The organism is Amycolatopsis sp. lyj-346, assembly GCF_046548975.1.
Classification (GTDB): Bacteria; Actinomycetota; Actinomycetes; order Mycobacteriales; family Pseudonocardiaceae; genus Amycolatopsis.
In genome coordinates, this window is record NZ_JAJPWT010000007.1 from 233,424 (window position 1) to 250,323 (window position 16,900).

14 protein-coding genes and 1 tRNA gene are annotated in these 16,900 nt (G+C 69.9%); 9 read left to right on the forward strand and 6 right to left on the reverse strand.

Annotated elements, in window-relative coordinates:
• Window positions 1–37 precede the first annotated feature (37 nt).
• Both ACLJQE_RS22865 and ACLJQE_RS22870 read right to left on the reverse strand, forming a co-directional pair.
• Entirely contained in the window at window positions 38–220 is a 183-nt protein-coding gene (locus tag ACLJQE_RS22865; RefSeq protein ID WP_410641351.1) for a hypothetical protein, read from the reverse strand.
• A 78-nt stretch (window positions 221–298) separates the two neighbouring features.
• Window positions 299–1,009, reverse strand: coding sequence for an NUDIX hydrolase (locus tag ACLJQE_RS22870; RefSeq protein ID WP_410641352.1), 711 nt, complete (start codon window positions 1,007–1,009; stop codon window positions 299–301).
• Between the two features lie 158 nt (window positions 1,010–1,167).
• Between ACLJQE_RS22870 and ACLJQE_RS22875 the strand changes: the two genes are divergently transcribed.
• The 3 genes from ACLJQE_RS22875 to ACLJQE_RS22885 all read left to right on the forward strand — a co-directional run bounded on the left by ACLJQE_RS22875 (window position 1,168) and on the right by ACLJQE_RS22885 (window position 4,285).
• Window positions 1,168–2,031, forward strand: coding sequence for a purine phosphorylase (locus ACLJQE_RS22875; RefSeq protein ID WP_410641353.1), 864 nt, complete (start codon window positions 1,168–1,170; stop codon window positions 2,029–2,031).
• On the forward strand, window positions 2,028–4,163 hold the full coding sequence (locus ACLJQE_RS22880) for a hypothetical protein (RefSeq protein WP_410641354.1): 2,136 nt from the start codon (window positions 2,028–2,030) through the stop codon (window positions 4,161–4,163). Before ACLJQE_RS22875 ends, ACLJQE_RS22880 begins: the two co-directional genes overlap by 4 nt.
• 48 nt (window positions 4,164–4,211) lie before the next feature.
• Window positions 4,212–4,285: transfer RNA gene (locus ACLJQE_RS22885), tRNA-Leu, on the forward strand.
• Between the two features lie 12 nt (window positions 4,286–4,297).
• On the opposite strand, the gene ACLJQE_RS22890 is transcribed toward ACLJQE_RS22885, so the two are convergent.
• The gene (locus tag ACLJQE_RS22890) at window positions 4,298–4,447 is read right to left on the reverse strand and encodes a hypothetical protein (RefSeq protein WP_410641355.1); all 150 of its coding nucleotides are present in this window, start codon (window positions 4,445–4,447) and stop codon (window positions 4,298–4,300) included.
• A 255-nt stretch (window positions 4,448–4,702) separates the two neighbouring features.
• On the opposite strand from ACLJQE_RS22890, the gene ACLJQE_RS22895 reads away from it, so the two are divergent.
• Both ACLJQE_RS22895 and ACLJQE_RS22900 read left to right on the forward strand, forming a co-directional pair.
• Entirely contained in the window at window positions 4,703–8,656 is a 3,954-nt protein-coding gene (locus ACLJQE_RS22895) for a hypothetical protein (protein ID WP_410641356.1), read from the forward strand.
• Window positions 8,657–8,723: 67 nt separating this feature from the next.
• Complete coding sequence (locus ACLJQE_RS22900) at window positions 8,724–9,134, forward strand: hypothetical protein (protein ID WP_410641357.1); 411 nt, start codon at window positions 8,724–8,726, stop codon at window positions 9,132–9,134.
• Window positions 9,135–9,137: 3 nt separating this feature from the next.
• Here ACLJQE_RS22900 and ACLJQE_RS22905 read toward each other — a convergent pair whose 3' ends face one another.
• Genes ACLJQE_RS22905 through ACLJQE_RS22915 form a run of 3 tightly spaced genes read right to left on the reverse strand, consistent with a single transcriptional unit; the run spans window position 9,138 to window position 12,128 of the window.
• Complete coding sequence (locus ACLJQE_RS22905; protein ID WP_410641358.1) at window positions 9,138–10,664, reverse strand: tripartite tricarboxylate transporter permease; 1,527 nt, start codon at window positions 10,662–10,664, stop codon at window positions 9,138–9,140.
• 1 nt (window position 10,665) lies between these two features.
• A complete protein-coding gene (locus ACLJQE_RS22910) occupies window positions 10,666–11,163 on the reverse strand; it encodes a tripartite tricarboxylate transporter TctB family protein (RefSeq protein ID WP_410641359.1) in 498 nt (165 codons plus the stop codon).
• A complete protein-coding gene (locus ACLJQE_RS22915) occupies window positions 11,160–12,128 on the reverse strand; it encodes a Bug family tripartite tricarboxylate transporter substrate binding protein (RefSeq protein ID WP_410641525.1) in 969 nt (322 codons plus the stop codon). The genes ACLJQE_RS22910 and ACLJQE_RS22915 overlap by 4 nt, the downstream gene beginning before the upstream one ends.
• Window positions 12,129–12,259: 131 nt before the next feature.
• On the opposite strand from ACLJQE_RS22915, the gene ACLJQE_RS22920 reads away from it, so the two are divergent.
• From ACLJQE_RS22920 to ACLJQE_RS22935, 4 genes are all read left to right on the forward strand, one after another.
• Window positions 12,260–13,810 (forward strand): ATP-binding protein, encoded by a 1,551-nt coding sequence (locus tag ACLJQE_RS22920; protein WP_410641360.1) that lies wholly within the window; start codon window positions 12,260–12,262, stop codon window positions 13,808–13,810.
• The gene (locus ACLJQE_RS22925; RefSeq protein ID WP_410641361.1) at window positions 13,807–14,481 is read left to right on the forward strand and encodes a response regulator; all 675 of its coding nucleotides are present in this window, start codon (window positions 13,807–13,809) and stop codon (window positions 14,479–14,481) included. The genes ACLJQE_RS22920 and ACLJQE_RS22925 overlap by 4 nt, the downstream gene beginning before the upstream one ends.
• A gap of 73 nt (window positions 14,482–14,554) precedes the next feature.
• Window positions 14,555–16,282: a hypothetical protein gene (locus ACLJQE_RS22930; RefSeq protein ID WP_410641362.1), complete on the forward strand. Its 1,728-nt coding sequence runs from the start codon at window positions 14,555–14,557 to the stop codon at window positions 16,280–16,282.
• A gap of 14 nt (window positions 16,283–16,296) precedes the next feature.
• The gene (locus ACLJQE_RS22935; RefSeq protein ID WP_410641363.1) at window positions 16,297–16,773 is read left to right on the forward strand and encodes a hypothetical protein; all 477 of its coding nucleotides are present in this window, start codon (window positions 16,297–16,299) and stop codon (window positions 16,771–16,773) included.
• Window positions 16,774–16,900: the final 127 nt, after the last annotated feature.

Consider the following 16,900-nt stretch of genomic DNA (forward strand, 5'->3'; position numbering starts at 1 on the left):
AGAGCCCCTGGTCCCGTGACCGGGGGCTCTCGGCGTCTCAGCCGTCGTGCGGTTCGGTGGCCGATCCCGCGGCGGGCGGGGCGACGGCGCTGTGCGGCGCGGGCTCGCTCGGCCCGGACGATGCGGCGTATCCGGTCACGCTCGCGCCCAGCACCGCGCCCGCGGTGAAGGCCAGTGCCACCGTCCGGACCGCGAACCGCGCCTTGCAGTGGATCTCCATGCCGGCACTTCCCGTCAGAGTGACGATTAAGGTCGGTACGACGGTAGCCCGCCCGGCTGGTTAACGTCAAGGTGACGATTACGGGCGGGACCGGAGCATGGCCGGGTGGAGCGCGGTGGCGGGACCGCGGCGGTAGAGCGCGGCCGGCCGGCCGGGCTGTCGCGAAACCCGCTTCCCGGTCGGGATCAGGAATCCCTCGACGCCGATGATCTTGCGGTGGAAGTTCCGCGGGTCGAGCTGTTCGCCCCAGACGATTTCGTAGACCTCGCGCAGATCGGTCATCGTGAACTCCGGTGCGCAGAAGGCCGCCGCGAGCGTGGTGTACTCGAGCTTGCTGCGGGCTCGTTCGACCGCGTCGGCGATGATCCTCTTGTGGTCGAACGCGATCCGGGTGCGTGGTTTCAGCACCTTCGCCACGGGCATGAGGACCGCTTCGCGGGCATCACCGCCGGCCACGGGAACCGGGAGCTGGGGCGAGAAGGCGACGTAGCAGATCGTGATCACGCGCCGCCGCGGGTCCCGGCCCGGTGTCCCGTACGTGCGCAGCTGCTCCAGGTGTAACGCCTGCGCGTCGAGGCCCGTCTCTTCGTGTAGTTCGCGGGCCGCGGCGTGGTCGAGGTCTTCCGACGTCGACGCGAGGAAGCCGCCGGGCAGGGCCGGCATGCCCTCGAACGGCGGAATTCCCCGCTTCACCAGCATGATCTGCAGCGAGCCGTCGTGCACGGTGAGGATGGCCAGGTCGACGGCGACCGCGACCTCGGGAATCGTCCACTCGGCGGGCTCAGGCACGTCCGGTCACCCGGCCGCTCGTGGTCGGTGAAGTGTCCATATTGCACAGTGTACGCAGCGGCCCAATATTCGTCTTGTTGACGAAAACAGTCCAGTGCGGCTACCGGCGAACAGAGGGAGATCGTCATGGCAGAGCGGAAAGAAGGGACGGCCGTCCCGTGCTGGTGATCCTGACCGCGATGGAAGTGGAGCGCGCCGCGGTGCGCGCCCGGATGACCGGGGTGCGGCGGCACGTGCACCGGGCGGGCACGGTGTTCGACGTCGGCGAGCTGGCCGGTCGCCCGGCCGCGCTCGGCATGGTGGGTATGGGCAACGCCCGCGCCGCCGCGATCGCGGAACGCGCGGTCGCGGAGTTCTCGCCGTCCGCGGTCCTGTTCACCGGCGTCGCCGGCGGGCTGCGCGACTGGCTCCGGCTCGGCGACGTCGTCGTCGCCCGGAAGGTCTACGCCTACCACGGTGGCCGCAGCGACGACGAAGGCTTCCGCAGCCGGCCGGAGGCCTGGGAACCTTCGTACCGGTTGCTGGAACTTGCGCGGGCGTTGGCCAGGGCCGGGAACCGGGGCGGCGCGGAGAGCGTGCCGGAAGTCCACTTCGAGCCGGTCGCGGCGGGCGAGGTGGTGGTCGACGGGCGGAACTCCGCGGTCGCGCGGTACCTGTGGGACAACTACAACGACGCGGTGGCGGTCGAAATGGAGAGCGCCGGGTTCGCGCTGACCGGGCACCTCAACGACGACGTCCCGGCGCTGACCGTCCGCGGGATCAGCGACCGCGCGGACGGCGCCAAGGACCTGGCGGACGAGTCGGACTGGCAGGCGGTCGCCGCCGGCAACGCGGCGGACTTCGTCCGTGCGCTCGCCGCCGGGATCGGGGACGCCGGCGGTGCCCGTCAGGACGAGCCCGCCGACGTGCCGGCGGCGAGCTTCACCAACGTGGCCAAGGACAACGCGTACGTCGGGCAGCAGGTGGGCGCCGTCTACGGGGACTTCCACGTGACCCAGCGATCTCCCCGGAGGCAGGCATGAGCGTCCCGCACCCCGGCTTCCAGAACCAGGCGTCCGGCGAATCCCACGTCGAGCAGCAGATCGGCGCGATCTACGGCGGCACGTTCCACCGCCACGAGACGACCTACCACATCAATCCCTCGGATCCGCCGGAGCGGCGGTTCCAGGTCGCGCTGAACCACCTGCGCGGTGGCACCCCGCGCATGGCCGAGACGCTCCTCCAGGAGCTGCTGCAGCACGGACACGCGTCCACCGAGCTCGCCTACTACTACGCCTTGTCCGTCCTCAGTGACCGGTCGCTCAACGAGATCAGCGACGACGTGTACGCGCGGTTCCGGATGGCGGACCTGACGGCCCGGCGATTCGGCCACGACGAGTGGCGTGGCGCGCTGGGCGTGGTGTGGGAGCTGATGTCCTTCGTGTGGCGGCAGGAGATGGGCAGCGCACTGGACGCCGCCGACCTGGCGAAGGCCATGGCGAACCTGCAGGACCTGCCCCGGGAGAGGCAGAACGAGATCACGCGGCACCTCGCGCTCGCCCTCGGCGGTGCGCTCCAGGACAGCGTGGACGCGGTGGACGCCGAGCGCGTCCGGACGGAGCGGCTGGCGCACGACCGGGCCGGCCGGGCGTGGAAGTTCTTCGAGCCGGATCCCGCGGTGCCGCGGTACTTCGTGCCCGCGCGCGCGGCCGTCCCGTCGGCGGAGTGGGTGAAGGCGGGCCTCGGCGGAGCGGGTGTGCTCTTCGGGACCATCGCGTTCCTGAGCGGGTTCGGCGACGGCCGTCCCGCGGTCGGCATCGCCGCCCTGCTCGTCATGGCGGCCGGGTTCGCCGGCGCGATCTGGGCGGGCCGCGAGCAGGAACTGGGCACGATGCGGCTGGTCGCCCGCGACCGCGAGCACGGCGTCCCGCTGCAGTTCCAGCCCGCCGTCTCGCCCGGCCACTGGGTGTCGTCCCGGTTCGTCGAGCAGATCCACAAACTGGTGGAGGCGCGCTTCTGGGACGCGCGGCCGCACACACCGGGCAGCTGGGTGAACGACACCCGTGGCATCTGCGAGTACTACAAGTGGCGGTTCGTGACCCTGTTCGGCAACGCGCAGGTCGAAGCGGACGCGGTCAACTGGCTGATCCGGTGGCACGCCCGCCGGGTGGCCGCGCAGTGGCGCAACGGCACCCTGTACGCCTACCGCGACGAGGTCCGCCCGTCCGCGATCAGTCTCTTCGTCCACCGCGCCGGGATCGCCGTCGCGATCGTCGGCGCGCTGATCATGCTCAGTGGCTCGGGCAGCTTCACCGGAGCGGCGTTCTTCCTCGGCATAGGCGGCTTTTTCGCGATGAAGCACGGCCTCCGGATCATGGTGGCCCACCAGTTCCAGGCCGAGGAGAACGAACGCGGCAGCCGGCTGCTGAAAGAGGAGGAGCAGGCGTTCGCGGAGTGGTCCCAGGTGCTCGCGGACCGCCCCGACGACGCCGAGATGGCTTGGTGGCTCGACCTGGACAAGTCACACCTCAAAACCGAAGCCCTGCGCCGGTGCGCGCTGACCAACCGCGACCTGGTGGCGCACGTGGTGCTGACGGAGGGAGCGGCCAACGCAAGGCGCGCCCGCGTTCTCGGCGGTCCGATGCGCTACTCGCGCTACGTGATCCTCGTGTTCCTCCTGACGCACAGCGGCGTCCGCGAAATCGAGGTGGACTTGGACTTCCTCAAGGCCGACGTCCACGACGAGCGCCGGACATCGTTCCGCTACGACGCCCTCTCCGCGGCCCGCGTCGCCGAAGTCGGCGTCCGTTACGCGGACGGGTGGCACTACCAGATCCTCAACGGCGACAACGCGGTGCTCCAGCAGACCCAGTCGGTCCGAAAGCGCGCATTCCGGCTGACATTGGTCAGCGGCGAGCAGATTTCGGTCGTCGCCGAGGGTTTCGAAGGCCTGACGGACGAGAGCCTGGAGAACGAGGCCATGCTGCAGCGCCTGGCCCTGGAGTCATCGGGCATCGCGGGCGCACTGCACGTGCTGGAAGCGGTCTCGGCGGAGGGCCGCGATTGGATAGCGAGGGAGCAGGAACGCCGCCGCCGCAGATCGGAGGACTGGCGCCGAGGAGAGCCCGGCCCCGGCCTCTTGGACGGCGAAGAGCCCCAGCTCCCGGCGGAATAGCACGGCGCACTGGACAACCGTCCGGCCTGATCACCTAGAGTGTGCGGTGCCCCCGTAGCCCAACCGGCAGAGGCAGTCGACTTAAAATCGATTCAGTGCGGGTTCGAGTCCCGTCGGGGGCACGTACAGCATCCTCACCAGACGGCATCCCTCGTGAGCTGCGCCGGCAAGAGGTAGCCGTGGTCGTTGATGCGGTCGAAGACGTCGTCGGCGATGAACACCAGCTGACTGGCGTGCCGGCACGCCTCGACCGCGTCCCAGTGAGTCAGCCGATCGTCGAGCAAGCCGCTCGGCGACCCGGCAGCAGTGCACGATCGAGGTGCCGGGCCCGGTTCTCCGGCCCCCGCTGAGCCGAACGGCGTCCGGGGAATCGAACGGCGTGCGTCGGATGGCGTAACCCCGGAGCGGCTATTGCCGCCTTGTGTCCTTTGTGGCTAGTGTTCCCGATCAGTCTTGATCAGACGCGGTGTCTGGTTCGTCCTGGGGGGTTCGTGGTGCCAAGAGCTGGCCTGTTTCGTGCGCGCAAAAAGAGAAGCGGGGTGTCCCGCTCGCTGGCCGCTCTTGCCGTGACGTTGACGGCCCTGTGCGTGGCCTCGGAGTCGAACGCGGCGTCGGTGGCGAACAGCCCCGCGCCGGCCGCGCAGCAGGACGACACCCCCGGCCTGCGCTCCCCGCTGGGCACGCAGGCGAGGACCGACCGGTGCCGGGTCGGGCTGGTGATGCACGCCGGCGGCCCGCAGTTCAAGGCCACCGCCGGCGCGGCGCTGGCCGGTTCGGACGCCGACCTCCGCGCGGCGGCCTACGGCCTGGAGTTCGAGCTCGGCACGATCGGTGACGCGTACCGCCGGGACGGCGAGGCCATCGTCGCGGAGAACGAGGTGTCGGCCCACCAGCACGCGGCGTGGGAAGCGGTGCTGAAACCCTATTCGGGCGCCCTCATCCCCTGGTTCGAAGCGGACCTCCTCGACTACAAGAACAAGCGTCAGGACATGGCCGACGCCGCCGTCCACGCCGACCTCGTGGCGAGGGCGGCCCAGCCGGCGGTCGACGCGGCCACGGTGGTCCTCGACCGGAAGAAGGAAGCCGGCGACCCGGCCGTCTTCTACTTCGGCGACATGGTGGTCAACGGCCGTTCCGCCGACGACATCCGGCAGTTCCTCCAGTACGGCGGCTTCGCCACGACCGCCCCGGTACCCGCGTCCGCTGAGTTCCGGATGGAGGTCGAGGCGCTCAAGATCCGGTACGCCGGCTGTGACAGCGAGAACCCGGCGGACCCGAACCAGGTGCTCGGCGCCGTCGTCACCGCCGCCGACACCGAGTGGAATGCCGAGCTTGCCGCGCAGGCGCCGCAGCGGGCCGCCCTGGTCGCCGCCGAGCTGCAGGCGTCCAAGGACCTCGAGTCGGCCACGAACGCGATGATCGAGGCGGTCGGCCAGGCCGCGATCGTGAGCAAGCTGCTGGACTGGCAGCGGAGCTGGCCGGCGCCCACCGACCCGCGCTACCCCTCGCAGGCCCTGCGCACCCGGGCGGCCAACGACCTGGCGACCGCCAAGCGGCGGGTCGCCGCGCAGGTCCCGGTGGCGCAGCGGGCGGCGGACTCGGCGAAGGCGCAGTCGGACAACGCCCTCACCGCACAGTCCCAGGCGGCGGCCATCGCGGCCGCCAACGGCACGCCGTACGGCCGGGGCCTGACCTACGCGCAGCAGTCCGCCCAGGTGGCCGCGGCGTCCGCGGCCGCCGCGCAGGCGTCGGCGTCGGCGGTGCAGACCGCGCTCCACGCCAGCAACGCCGCGGCCAGTGACGCCGGTGCGTTGTGGTCCAGCGCCTCCGCGCAGGCGCACGCCACCCAGGCGGCCTTCCGGCAGGCCGCGGCGAAGCAGGCCGCCGACCAGGCTCACGCCGCGGCCGAGGCCGCCGCCACCCAGGCCGCGGAGGCCGCCGCCGCGGCGGCACGGGCGCACCAGGACCGGGAGACCGCCGAGCGCGCGCAGCAGACGGCCCAGGTCGCCGCGGGCGACGCGCACACCCAGCGCGGGATCGCGGAAGCCGAGCGGGCCAAGGCCGGCGCGGCCAAGACCGAGGCCGAGAACCAGCGCGCCAAGGCACGGCAGGCCGATGCCGACGCCCAGGCCCAGGCCCAGACGGCGGCCGCCAGGCGGGCCGATGCCGAAGCGGCCGCCGGGACCGCGGCGCAGAAGCGGCAGGCGGCGGAAAACGCCGAGTCCCGGGCCACGCTGGCGCGCAACAACGCGGTGGCCGCGGCCGCCGCGAGGGACACCGCGAACGCCCGCGCCGACGCGTGCGAGGCGTGGGCCGCGGCGGCCGAAGGCACCGACGCGGCACAAGGTGCGCGGACCGCGGCCGACCAGGCCAGGTCGGCGGCCGGCCAGGCGGCCGGTGCGGCGACGAGCGCACAGGCGGCCGCGGACCAGGCCGGTGCCGCGGCGGTGGCGGCACGGGCCGCGGCCACGGAGGCCGACGCGGCAGCGTCACGGTCCCAGGCGGCCGCGGATTCCGCCGCGTCGTCGGCCGGGACCAGCCGGGCCGCCATGATGGCCGCGCACGCCGCGGCGGCCGACGCGATCGTGGCCGCGGATCAGGCTGCTCGCAATGTGGAGGCGGCCAAGGCGGAGGCGGCCAAGGCCGACGCCGCGTCGGCGCAGGCCAAGGCCGACGCCGCCACCGCGCGCGCCGAAGCCGACCAGGCCAAGGCGGACGCGGCCACGACGGCCGGGCACGCCTTCGCCGCGGCCGAGGCGGCCGCCGCCGCCCGGGACTCCGCCGCCGCGACCGCGACGGCGTCCAACGCCTCGATCCGCCTGGGCAGGCCGTTCCAGCTGACCGACTCCTCCGCCGGCATGGCGGTGCTGGTCGGCCAGACCGCGGAAACCCTTGCGCAGCAACAAGCGAACGCGGCCAAGGCGCGTTCGGACGAAGCCGCCCGCGCGGCGCGTGCCGCCGCCGAAGCCGCTCTGCACGCCGACGTGTCGGCCAAGGCGGCGGCGCAGTCCGCAGCCACGGCCGCCGCCGACTCCGAATCGGCACAGCGGTCGGTCGCGGCCGCGCAGGCGTCCGCCGCCGCCGCGGCCGCGGACGCCCAGGCGACGCAACGGGCCGCCGACGCCACCACGGCGATCGACCAGCAGGCCCAGGACGACGCCTTCATGGCGGGCGTGGCCGCGCGCGACGCCCGTGCCGACGCGGACGCGGCGGCCCAGGCCGCGACGGAGGCCGAGAAGGACGCGGTGTCGGCCCGCAAGGCCGCCGATGCCGCCGCGGCCGACGCCGATGCCGCGAAGAACGCTGCGGACCGGGCCGAGCGGGACGCGGCCGCCGCCGAGGCGGCCGCCGCCAACGCCCGGAACCTCGCGCAGGAGGCCGAAGACGCGGCCAAGCGCGCCGAGCAGGAGCAGCGGGATCGGGACGAGGCCGCCGCGCTCGGCGAGGCCGGTCCGGGTGGGATCGACGGCGCCAACGTCCGGGTCGACCTCAGCGGGCTGTCCCGGACGTCCTACGAGCAGCTCAACGAGTGCGCGATGGACCTGAGCGATCCGAACGCGTCGTGTGACGTGCGGATGCGGGTGCACTTCTCCGGTGTCGTCTTCTACTGGGCGGTCACCTGCAAGCTGCCCGGTGTCGCGGTGCGGGACTGCGCGGGGAACGTCGACGAGGACCAGCTCGACCGCCGGGAGATCGCCGACTTCCCGGTCGAGCGCACGATCCACATCACCCGTGCGGACGTCGCCAGGTACCTGTTCACCAGCGCCAGGGAGTTCATCGAGAACTTCATCCCCAACCTGGTGTTCCAGATCCTGTCCGACATGCGGGACTGCGGCAACCTCCAGCTGTCCGGCTGCTTGTGGACGGCATCGCTGTTCGTCGGGGCCGAGGAACTCCGGGCTGCCGCACTGACCATCCGCGACCTCAGGCTGTCGATCGCCGCCGGCCGGGATCTCACGCCGGCTCTGGCCGCCCTCCAGTCGGCCCACCTTGCCCCCGAGGTGAAGGCGGCACTGACGGCAGAAGCGAAAATCCTGGCGGAGGCGGCCGCCGGCTGCATCCGCGGCAACCTCTCCGTCGACGGTGCTCACACGTACTATGTCCCCGCGGGCGCCACTTCGGTCCCTGCCCACAACTGTGGGAAATGGACAGGGATGGGCGAGCATCCTCTTGAAGACGTCGTAGCGAATGCTATTGAGGCTGCTCACCCGGATCTGGTAAAAGGCATGGGGCGAAAGGTGTCTCGTGCGGACGGGACGACTTGGTCGGATCATGATGTCTATGGAGACAATTTTGTCATCGAGGTGACCGCTGGGAACGGAAGTGGCAAGACTTCGCAGATTCGGGACCGTGTCCTGCCCACGTCCGGTGGGGCTCGCGTTGCGGTTTATGGTCCCAATATGGGTCCCCACGTTACCCGAGGGATTGAACAGCTGGGCGTGCCAGTATTCAAGAATATGGATGAGCTCATAGCCTGGGCGGCCGGCGGATAGCCCATCGTGTGTCGGTCGCAATGGGAGGAAGTGTCGGCCGGCGTACGATTAAGGAGAGTTGTAGCCAATGGAGACGCTGGTAATTGTTGTTTCTGCGGAGGGCTGGAACCTCGATGTGGTCGCGGACTCCCTGAAGTCCTCTCACCGGGTTTCCTTGACGGATAGGTGCCTCGAGGTTTCGCAGGCGACCTCGAGCGCTTACGTTTGTGTTGTTGACCCGGATGAGGAGTTAATTTTTGAGGAGTGGCCCGAAGAGTTGATACCCAGGACTTCGTTCACGGCATTCTCGGTGGATTATCGAGACCCTGCCCTTGCGGAGTCAATTGTCAGACTCATTTCTGCCAATGCGCCCGCTGTGGTGGACACTAATTTTGGTGAAGTAGTTTCTGGCAGTGAATTTGTGGCACGCGTTGATCTCGGCGATCCGGTTTGGGAATGGTGGCATTGGCGGGGTGATCCCGATGGCTCGTCGAGGTAGAACCTAACTGTCGACGTGCTCCCGATCAGAACCTGAAGTTGAACCGGACTTGGCCGACACGATGGCCTTGCGGATCAACGGCAACACCAGCAGGGCGAGGACGACCACGTAGATGGCGACCGACAGCCAGGTGTTCACCAACCCGGAGAGTGCGCCGTCGCTGAGCTGCAGCGCTCGCCGCATCTGCTGTTCGGCGGCCGGCCCGAGGATGACGCCGATGATCGCCGGGAGCACCGGCAAACCATAACGGCGCATGACGAACCCGATGGCGCCGATGGCGAACATGACCAGCAGGTCGAACACGTCGGCGTTCACCGCGTAGGCGCCGACGCTGGCGAAGAACAGGATGCCGGCGTACAGGTACGGCCGGGGAATCCGCAGCAGTTTGGCCCACAGCGGCGCCAGCGGCAGGTTGAGGACGAGCAACAACGTCAGGCCGATGAACAGCGACGCGATCAGCCCCCACACCAGCGACGACTCCCGCTCGAACAGCAGCGGCCCCGGCTGGATCCCGTACTGCTGGAAGGCGGCGAGCATCACCGCGGCCACCGCGGTGGTCGGCAGCCCCAGGGTCAGCATCGACACGAGCGTGCCCGCCGCGGACGCCGATGCCGTGGCTTCCGGGCCGGCGACGCCCTCGATCGCGCCCTTGCCGAACTCGTCGCGATGCTTCGACAGCCTCTTCTCCGTCACGTAGGACAGGAACGTGGGGATCTCGGCACCACCGGCGGGAATCGCCCCGAAGGGAAAGCCGATGAGCGGGCCACGCAGCCAGGGCTTCCAGGTCCGCCGCAGGTCGGCCTTGCTCAGCCACGGCCGCCCGACCGGGATGGGCTCGCTCGTGGTGCGCCGAAGGTGGGCAGCCACCCAGAGGGACTCGCCGACCGCGAAGAGGGCGACGGCGACGATCACCACGTCGATGCCGTCGGAAAGGTCCAACGACCCGAAGGTCAGCCGCTGCTGGCCGGTCATCTCGTCCAGTCCGACCAGGCCGAGGGTGAGCCCGATCAGCAACGACGCGAAGCCGCGGATGCGCGACGCACCCAGCACCGACGTGACGGCGACGAAGGCGAGCACCATGATCGCGAAGAAGTCCGGCGCCCCGATGTTGACGGCGTACTTCGCCACCGTGGGGGCGAGCAGCACGAGGAGCATTGTGCCGATGATGCCGCCGACGAAGTGACCGATGGCGGCGGCCGCCAGTGCCTGTGAACCGCGCCCTCGGCGTGCCATGGGATTGCCGTCGATGGCGGCGACCACGGCCGCGCTTTCCCCCGGCGTGTTGAGCAGGATCGAGGTGGTGGAGCCGCCGAACATCCCGCCGTAGTAGATGCCCGCGAACATGATGAACGCGCCGGTCGGCTCGAGCCCGTAGGTGACGGGCAGCAGCAGCGCGACCGCCATCGCCGGTCCGATGCCCGGCAGGACGCCGATGGCGGTGCCGAGCAGGACCCCGATCGCGGCGAACGCCAGGTGGGTCGGAGTCAGCGCCGTGCCGAAGCCGGTCAGGAGCTGGTCGAAGGAGTCCACGTCAGAGCACCTCCATCAAGGGGCCACCGGGCAGCGGCACGCCGAGCAGGTTGTTGAAGATCAGGAACGTCGCCACCGACAGACCCGCGGCGATGAGGGGGTCGCGGACGAAGTGCCTGCTGCCCAGGGCGTAGGCCGCGCCCCAGAACAGGACGGCACCGGAGATCGGGAACCCGGCCACGCCGATCAACGCGGCGTTGGCCAGGAACGCCGCACACAGCAGCAGCACCGTCCGCCAGTCGGCGGGCGCGCTGAGGTCCACGTCCTCACCGCCCTCGGCCTCCCCTCGCCCACCGCGCAGCACATCCCTGGCCAGGAGCAGCGCCACCACGATGAGCAGCGAACCAACCAGGACGGGTACGGCCTTGGGGCCGACCGGACCGCGCTGGGCGAAGTCGGTGTGGATGGTCAGCGCATCCACCAGGACCAGCACGCCGAGCCCGACGAGCACGGCGGAGACACCGAGCTCGGACCGCTCCTTCAGCCAGGTCTTGTTCATGCCAGCCCCAAGTCGTGCAACACCGTCGCCACTCGCGTGTTCTCCTCTTTCAGGAATGCGCCGAACTCGTCTCCCGGGGCGAACGCGTCGGTCCAGCCGTTGCGCTGCAGGGCTTCGCGCCACTGTGGGGTCTGGTGCAGCTGGGAGAAGAGCTCGACCAGCCGCGTGCGGTCGACATCGGGAATTCCCGGCGGGGCGACGATCCCGCGCCAGTTGCTGAACTTGACGTCGACGCCCGCTTCGACCAGCGTGGGCGCGTCGACGCCCGGGATGCGCTTCGCGCTGGTCACGGCCAGAACCCGGAGGGTTCCGGCCTGGATCTGGTCGCGGTACTCGCCGATGCCGGAGACGCCGAACGCCACCTTGCCGCCGAGCACCGACGCGAGCAGCTCGCCGCCGCCGTCGAAGGGGATGTAGTTGACCTGCTTGGGCGGCAGGCCCACGGCCTTGGCCATCAGCATCGGCGCCAGGTGGTCCGGGCCGCCCGGCGACGACCCACCGCCGACCGGCACCGCGCCGGGGTTCGCCTTCCAGGCCGCCACCAGCTGCTCGAGGGTCCGGAACGGCGAGTCCTTGCCGACCACGACGATGTCCGGTTCCTCGATGAGTTTCGCGATCGCGGTGGTGTCCAGCAGCGACGATGGTGCTTTGTTCGTGAACACGCTGCCGACCACGCCCAGGCCCATCGACATGACGAGCTTGCCGTTGCCGCGTTCGGCGACCGTCCGGCCGAGCCCGACCGTGCCGCCGGCTCCCGGGAGGTTGAAGACTTCGGCGTTGCGGAGCAGGTCCGCGTCCTTCATCGCCTTCGCCGCGGTGCGCGCGGTGATGTCATAGCCCCCACCAGGGGCATTGGGAACCAGGACCCGGAGCGCACGCAGCTGCCCGGAGGCGCTGCTTTCCGAGCCTGAGGTGAGCAGTGGCGGCAGCAGGACGACAGCGGCCAACGCCGCTGCGACCGCCAGCCAGTTCTTCGACGACACTGTCTTCCCCGTCCTCTTTGCCAGGTGGTTGGACATGGTGCACTCGTGTAGACAGAGATGTCCCGCTTACGGGCGTAGCGGTTCTTTTGGTCTTTGTGGTCACGGGAGGTGTCATGGGCGGACGAGCATCACTGGCCCGCCAGCTCCTCGCATGGCAACTCGTCGTAGTGGTTGCACTGCTTTGCGCAGTGGGAACTCTGTCGGTCATCCAAGCGAGCGCGAACTTTCGCACGACCGAGGGGCGGCGGATGCTCTCGGTAGCCGAAGACGTCGCCGCAACCGCGGGTGTCCGAGCCGCGCTCGCAGACCCGTTGCGGCACTACACGCTCGCCCCGTTCGCCGAGAACGCCCGCAGCCTGTCCGGTGCGACCTACGTGATCATTGCCGATACGACGCGGAAGGTGCTGACCTCACCGGACCCCAGCCAGGTCGGCGAGCCGCTCGAGGTCGGGGCCAGCACCGCGCTGAGCGGACGGTCGTGGGTGGGCGAGATCGCCGGAGCGATCGTGGCCCACGTGCCGGTCATCGGTGATCACGGTCGCGTGATCGGCGTGATCGCCGCCGGCCAGGAGCAGCCCGGCGTCTTCGCCGGAGTGCTCGACGCGCCGGACAACGCGCTGCGACTGCTCGGCGTCGCCCTGATCATCGGGGTGGTCGGCTCGCTCCTGCTGGCCCGCCGGGTGAAAACCCAGACGCTCGGGCTCGAACCAAGAGAAATCACCGCGCTCGTGGAGTACCGCGAGGCCTTGCTGCACGGGATCAAGGAGGGTGTCATCGGTCTCGATCCGGCCAACCGGATCACCCTGGCCAACGACCACGCACGAGAACTGCTCGCCCTCCCGCCCGGCTGCGTCGGCCGGTCCGTGTCGGAGCTGGACCTCGACGACCGCCTGCGCGACGTGCTGAGCGGCGCCACCATCGGTGTCGATCAACTTGTGCTGGGTGAAGGCCGGGTGCTGACGCTGAACCGGATGCCGATCGAGGTGCACGGCGCGGTCGTCACCGTGCGCGATCGCACCGAGCTGATGACTCTCCACGACGAACTGGCGGCCAGCCGGCACGCCACGGACACGCTCCGAGCGCAGGCACACGAGTTCAGCAACCGGCTTCACACGATCGCCGGTTTGATCGAACTCGGCGAGTACGACGAAGTTCGCGGCTTCGTTCACCGGATCAGCTCGACCCAAGCCCACTGGCGACGCGAGGTGAGCGAGCGGATCGGCGACCCCGCCGTGGCGGCGCTGCTGATCGCCAAAGCCAGCCTCGCCGCCGAGCGCAACATCGGTCTCAAGATGGCCGCTGACAGCACCTTGGCCGATATCGACGAGGTCCTGTCGACGGACCTCGTGACAGTGCTGGGCAACTTGATCGACAACGCGCTGGACGCGTTGGGAGCCCAGGACGGCTGGGTTGAAGTCCAGGTGCGGCAGCAGCAGAGCGAGGTGATCGTCGTGGTGCGCGACTCCGGGCCGGGGGTGGCTCCGGAAATCGCCGAGGAAGTGTTCCAGCACGGCTTCACCACCAAGGCTGCCGAACACGGATCACGAGGTCTCGGGCTCGCGCTGACGCGGCAGACGTGTCTGCGTCGCGGAGGATCGGTGCGGGTGCACAACGAGAACGGCGCCGTGTTCACGGCGTCACTGCCGATCGGGGTGCCGGTGTGATCAAGGTGCTGGTCGTCGACGACGACTTCATGGTTGCCCGGGTGCACAGTGGGTATGTCGCGCGCACCCCCGGTTTCGAAGTGGTCGGCGTCGCCCACACCGGCATGGACGCACTGCGGGCCGTGCGCGACTTGCGGCCCGATCTCGTGCTCCTGGACATCTACCTCCCGGATCTGGACGGGATCGGCGTCCTCAGAGAACTGCGGGCCCGCGGCGACGAGGCGGTCGACATCATCGTCATCACCGCCGCGACCGACGTGGACACCGTCCGCAGCGCCATGCGCGGGGGCGTCCTGCACTACCTGATCAAGCCGTTCACCTATGACGCGCTGCGTGACCAGTTGGCGCACTTCGCCGCGCTGCAGAAGAAACTCGGCCAGCTCGCCAACGCCGGCCAAGCGGATGTCGACCAGGTTTTCGGGGCTCGGCCATCCAGGACACCCACCCTTCCCAAAGGGCTGACCACCCAAACCGCCAAACTCGTGGAGCGCATCCTCCGAGAGCGCCCGGACGGTGTGTCCGCAGGCGAATGCGCTGAGCTGACACAGCTCGCGAGGGTGAGCGCGAGGCGCTACCTCGAACACTTCGTCACTGCGGGGAAAGCCGACGTCCACCTGGAATACGGCGGCGCCGGCCGACCGAAACGACGGTATGTCTGGCTCGGCAGCTAGACCACTGTCACCTCGTCGGATGAACCTCAGAGGTCGCAGAAGGCGGCGTACTCGTAGGTGTCGAGGATGAAGTGTGCCGGTCGATGTCGACGAGCTCGCCCGGGGCGAGCGGGACGCCGAGGTTGAAGCTGCAGGCGACGAGGAAGGCCAACGCCTGGTCCAGGATGCGCTCGGCGAGGTCGCGCCCGGTCCGGTGCGAGCTGGTGGTGATCGGCATCGATCTCTCCTTCGGTTTGAAGCGCTGGACGAACTCAGCGTCGGCGGCTCTGACATCGAGAGGGAGGCCAAGCCGCGGGGCGTCGCGGGGACGCACGGGGCAGCTCGGGGCAGATCAGCTCACGCGGTGACTCAATGCGCAGGCCTGGCTACAATCGGCGTGACCCGGGGAGGGTGCATGCCAGAGCCGAATCGCCGTTTGCGGGCAGCGCGGGAACGACTGCCCTCACCGCGCGTGCCTGGTGAACGCGCATCCCGAGCCGATGTCGCCGACGGGGTGACCCGCTGGTTGTGGGAGACGACCCGTATCCGGTATCCCTTCGACGCGCACTACGTGGCAAAGCTCGAACGTGGCGTCGTCCGATGGCCGAGCGCGGCCTACCGAGCCGCCCTCCGGCACGTCTTGGGCGCGGCGGACGACGCCGCGCTCGGCTTCGCCGCGCCTGCGAGTTCCGCCGGCCCGGCCGTACCGTCGTCGTTCACCGCGTGGCAGGCCGACGCCGTCGTCGACAGGGCGGTCACCGCGACCGAGCAGGACCTCATGCCGACCTCCCGCCGGAGCCTGCTCGCGACTGCCGCTGTCCTGGCCGGTTCGGCGCTGGCCGCCGAGCTGACTCCGTTCCTCTGGCCGGCCGCTGCGGCTGGGCCGCGGTGGACGTCGACCGCGTTTACCGTGGCCGAGCTGACCTCGGCAGAAGAATTCGTCCAGTTCGTTCGTCGCTGGCGTTCGGCCAGCGGCTCCGTCGCACGCTCGGCCGCCGTGGCGCAGCTCGACTCCCACCTTCGCCGCCTGAAGGAGGCTCCGTCCGGTACGGCGGAGACGCGTCGCGCCTTCCGCGTCGGCGCCGAGCTCGCCGACATCGTCGCAACGATGGCCTGGGACGAAGCTGCGCACGGCGCGGCGCAGCGTTACTTCAAGCTGGCGGCTCAGCTGGCCCACGTCGCCGGTGATGACGCGCTTGCCGCGGTCGCCCTCGCGTCGCTGGCCAGGCAGTGCTTCGACCTCGACCGGCCGGCCGACGGCCTGGAGGTCGTGCAGCTGGCGCAGTACGCCACCCGCCGGACGGCCAGCCCGCGGCTGCGCGCTGTCCTGGCCACCCGCGAGGCCTGGGCGCACGCCCAGCTCGGTGACGCGCCCGCGTTCCGACGATCCGTCCGGCTCGCCGAGGACTACTTCGGCGAGGGGCTTCGGGACGGCGACGCGGCAACCCCTTCGGTCCGGAGCTTGGACGAAGCCGAACTGGTGGGTGTCATCGGCGCCCGCTACCGCGACCTGTCGCGGCACGACGCCCGGCACGCGGCCCAAGCTCAGGACTACATCGGCCGCGCGATCGCCCTGCGCGATCCCGATCGGGTCCGCAATCGCGTCTTCGACCTCGTCGGGCTGGCCCGCTGCCACCTGATCACCGGCGAGCCGGAACGCGCCGCCGAGCTGATCGGCATGGCCCTGCCTGACGCTGCGCCGTGGACGTCCGGCCGGGTCGGGGTCAAGCTGCGGGACTTCCATCGGGAAGCGGGGGCGTTCGCTACGGTTCCTGCCGTACGCGACATCCGTGATGTCGTCGCTGCGAAGCTGGCAGTCTAGGAAAAGGACGTTCCGTGGTGCGCATCGGAATCACCGGCCACACCAACCTGACCGACGCCACCGCCGGACTCGTGGCCGGCGAGCTCCGCGAGCTCCTGGAAGGACAGCGCGATGACCTCGTCGGCGTTACCTGCCTGGCCCGAGGCGCCGACCAGGTTTTCGCCAGGGTCATTCTGGAGCTGGGGGGGTCACTCGAAGTCGTGCTGCCCGCGGAAGACTATCGCGAGCGCAAGGTCAAGCCCGGCAACGCGACCGAATTCGACAGCTTGATCGCGGAGGCGAGCGTCCGCACGATGCCGTTCACCGAGTCGAACCGCGACGCCTACATGGCCGCCAGCGAACACGTTCTGTCCATTGTGGACAAGATGATCGCGGTCTGGGACGGCGGTCCATCCGGCGGACACGGCGGTACCGCGGATGTCGTTGAGGCGGCAAGGAATCGAGGGCTGGACGTCACGGTCGTCTGGCCGGAGCACGCTGCCCGGCTCTGAAAGCCATCGGCCGCTGAATGGTCAAATCAATGACAACGACAGATTGAACTCCATGGTCTGAATGGCGCAATTTCCTGCTAGTTTCCCTGAATTTCGAAACGGATGGGCCTGCTTCGGCGACCTTCGA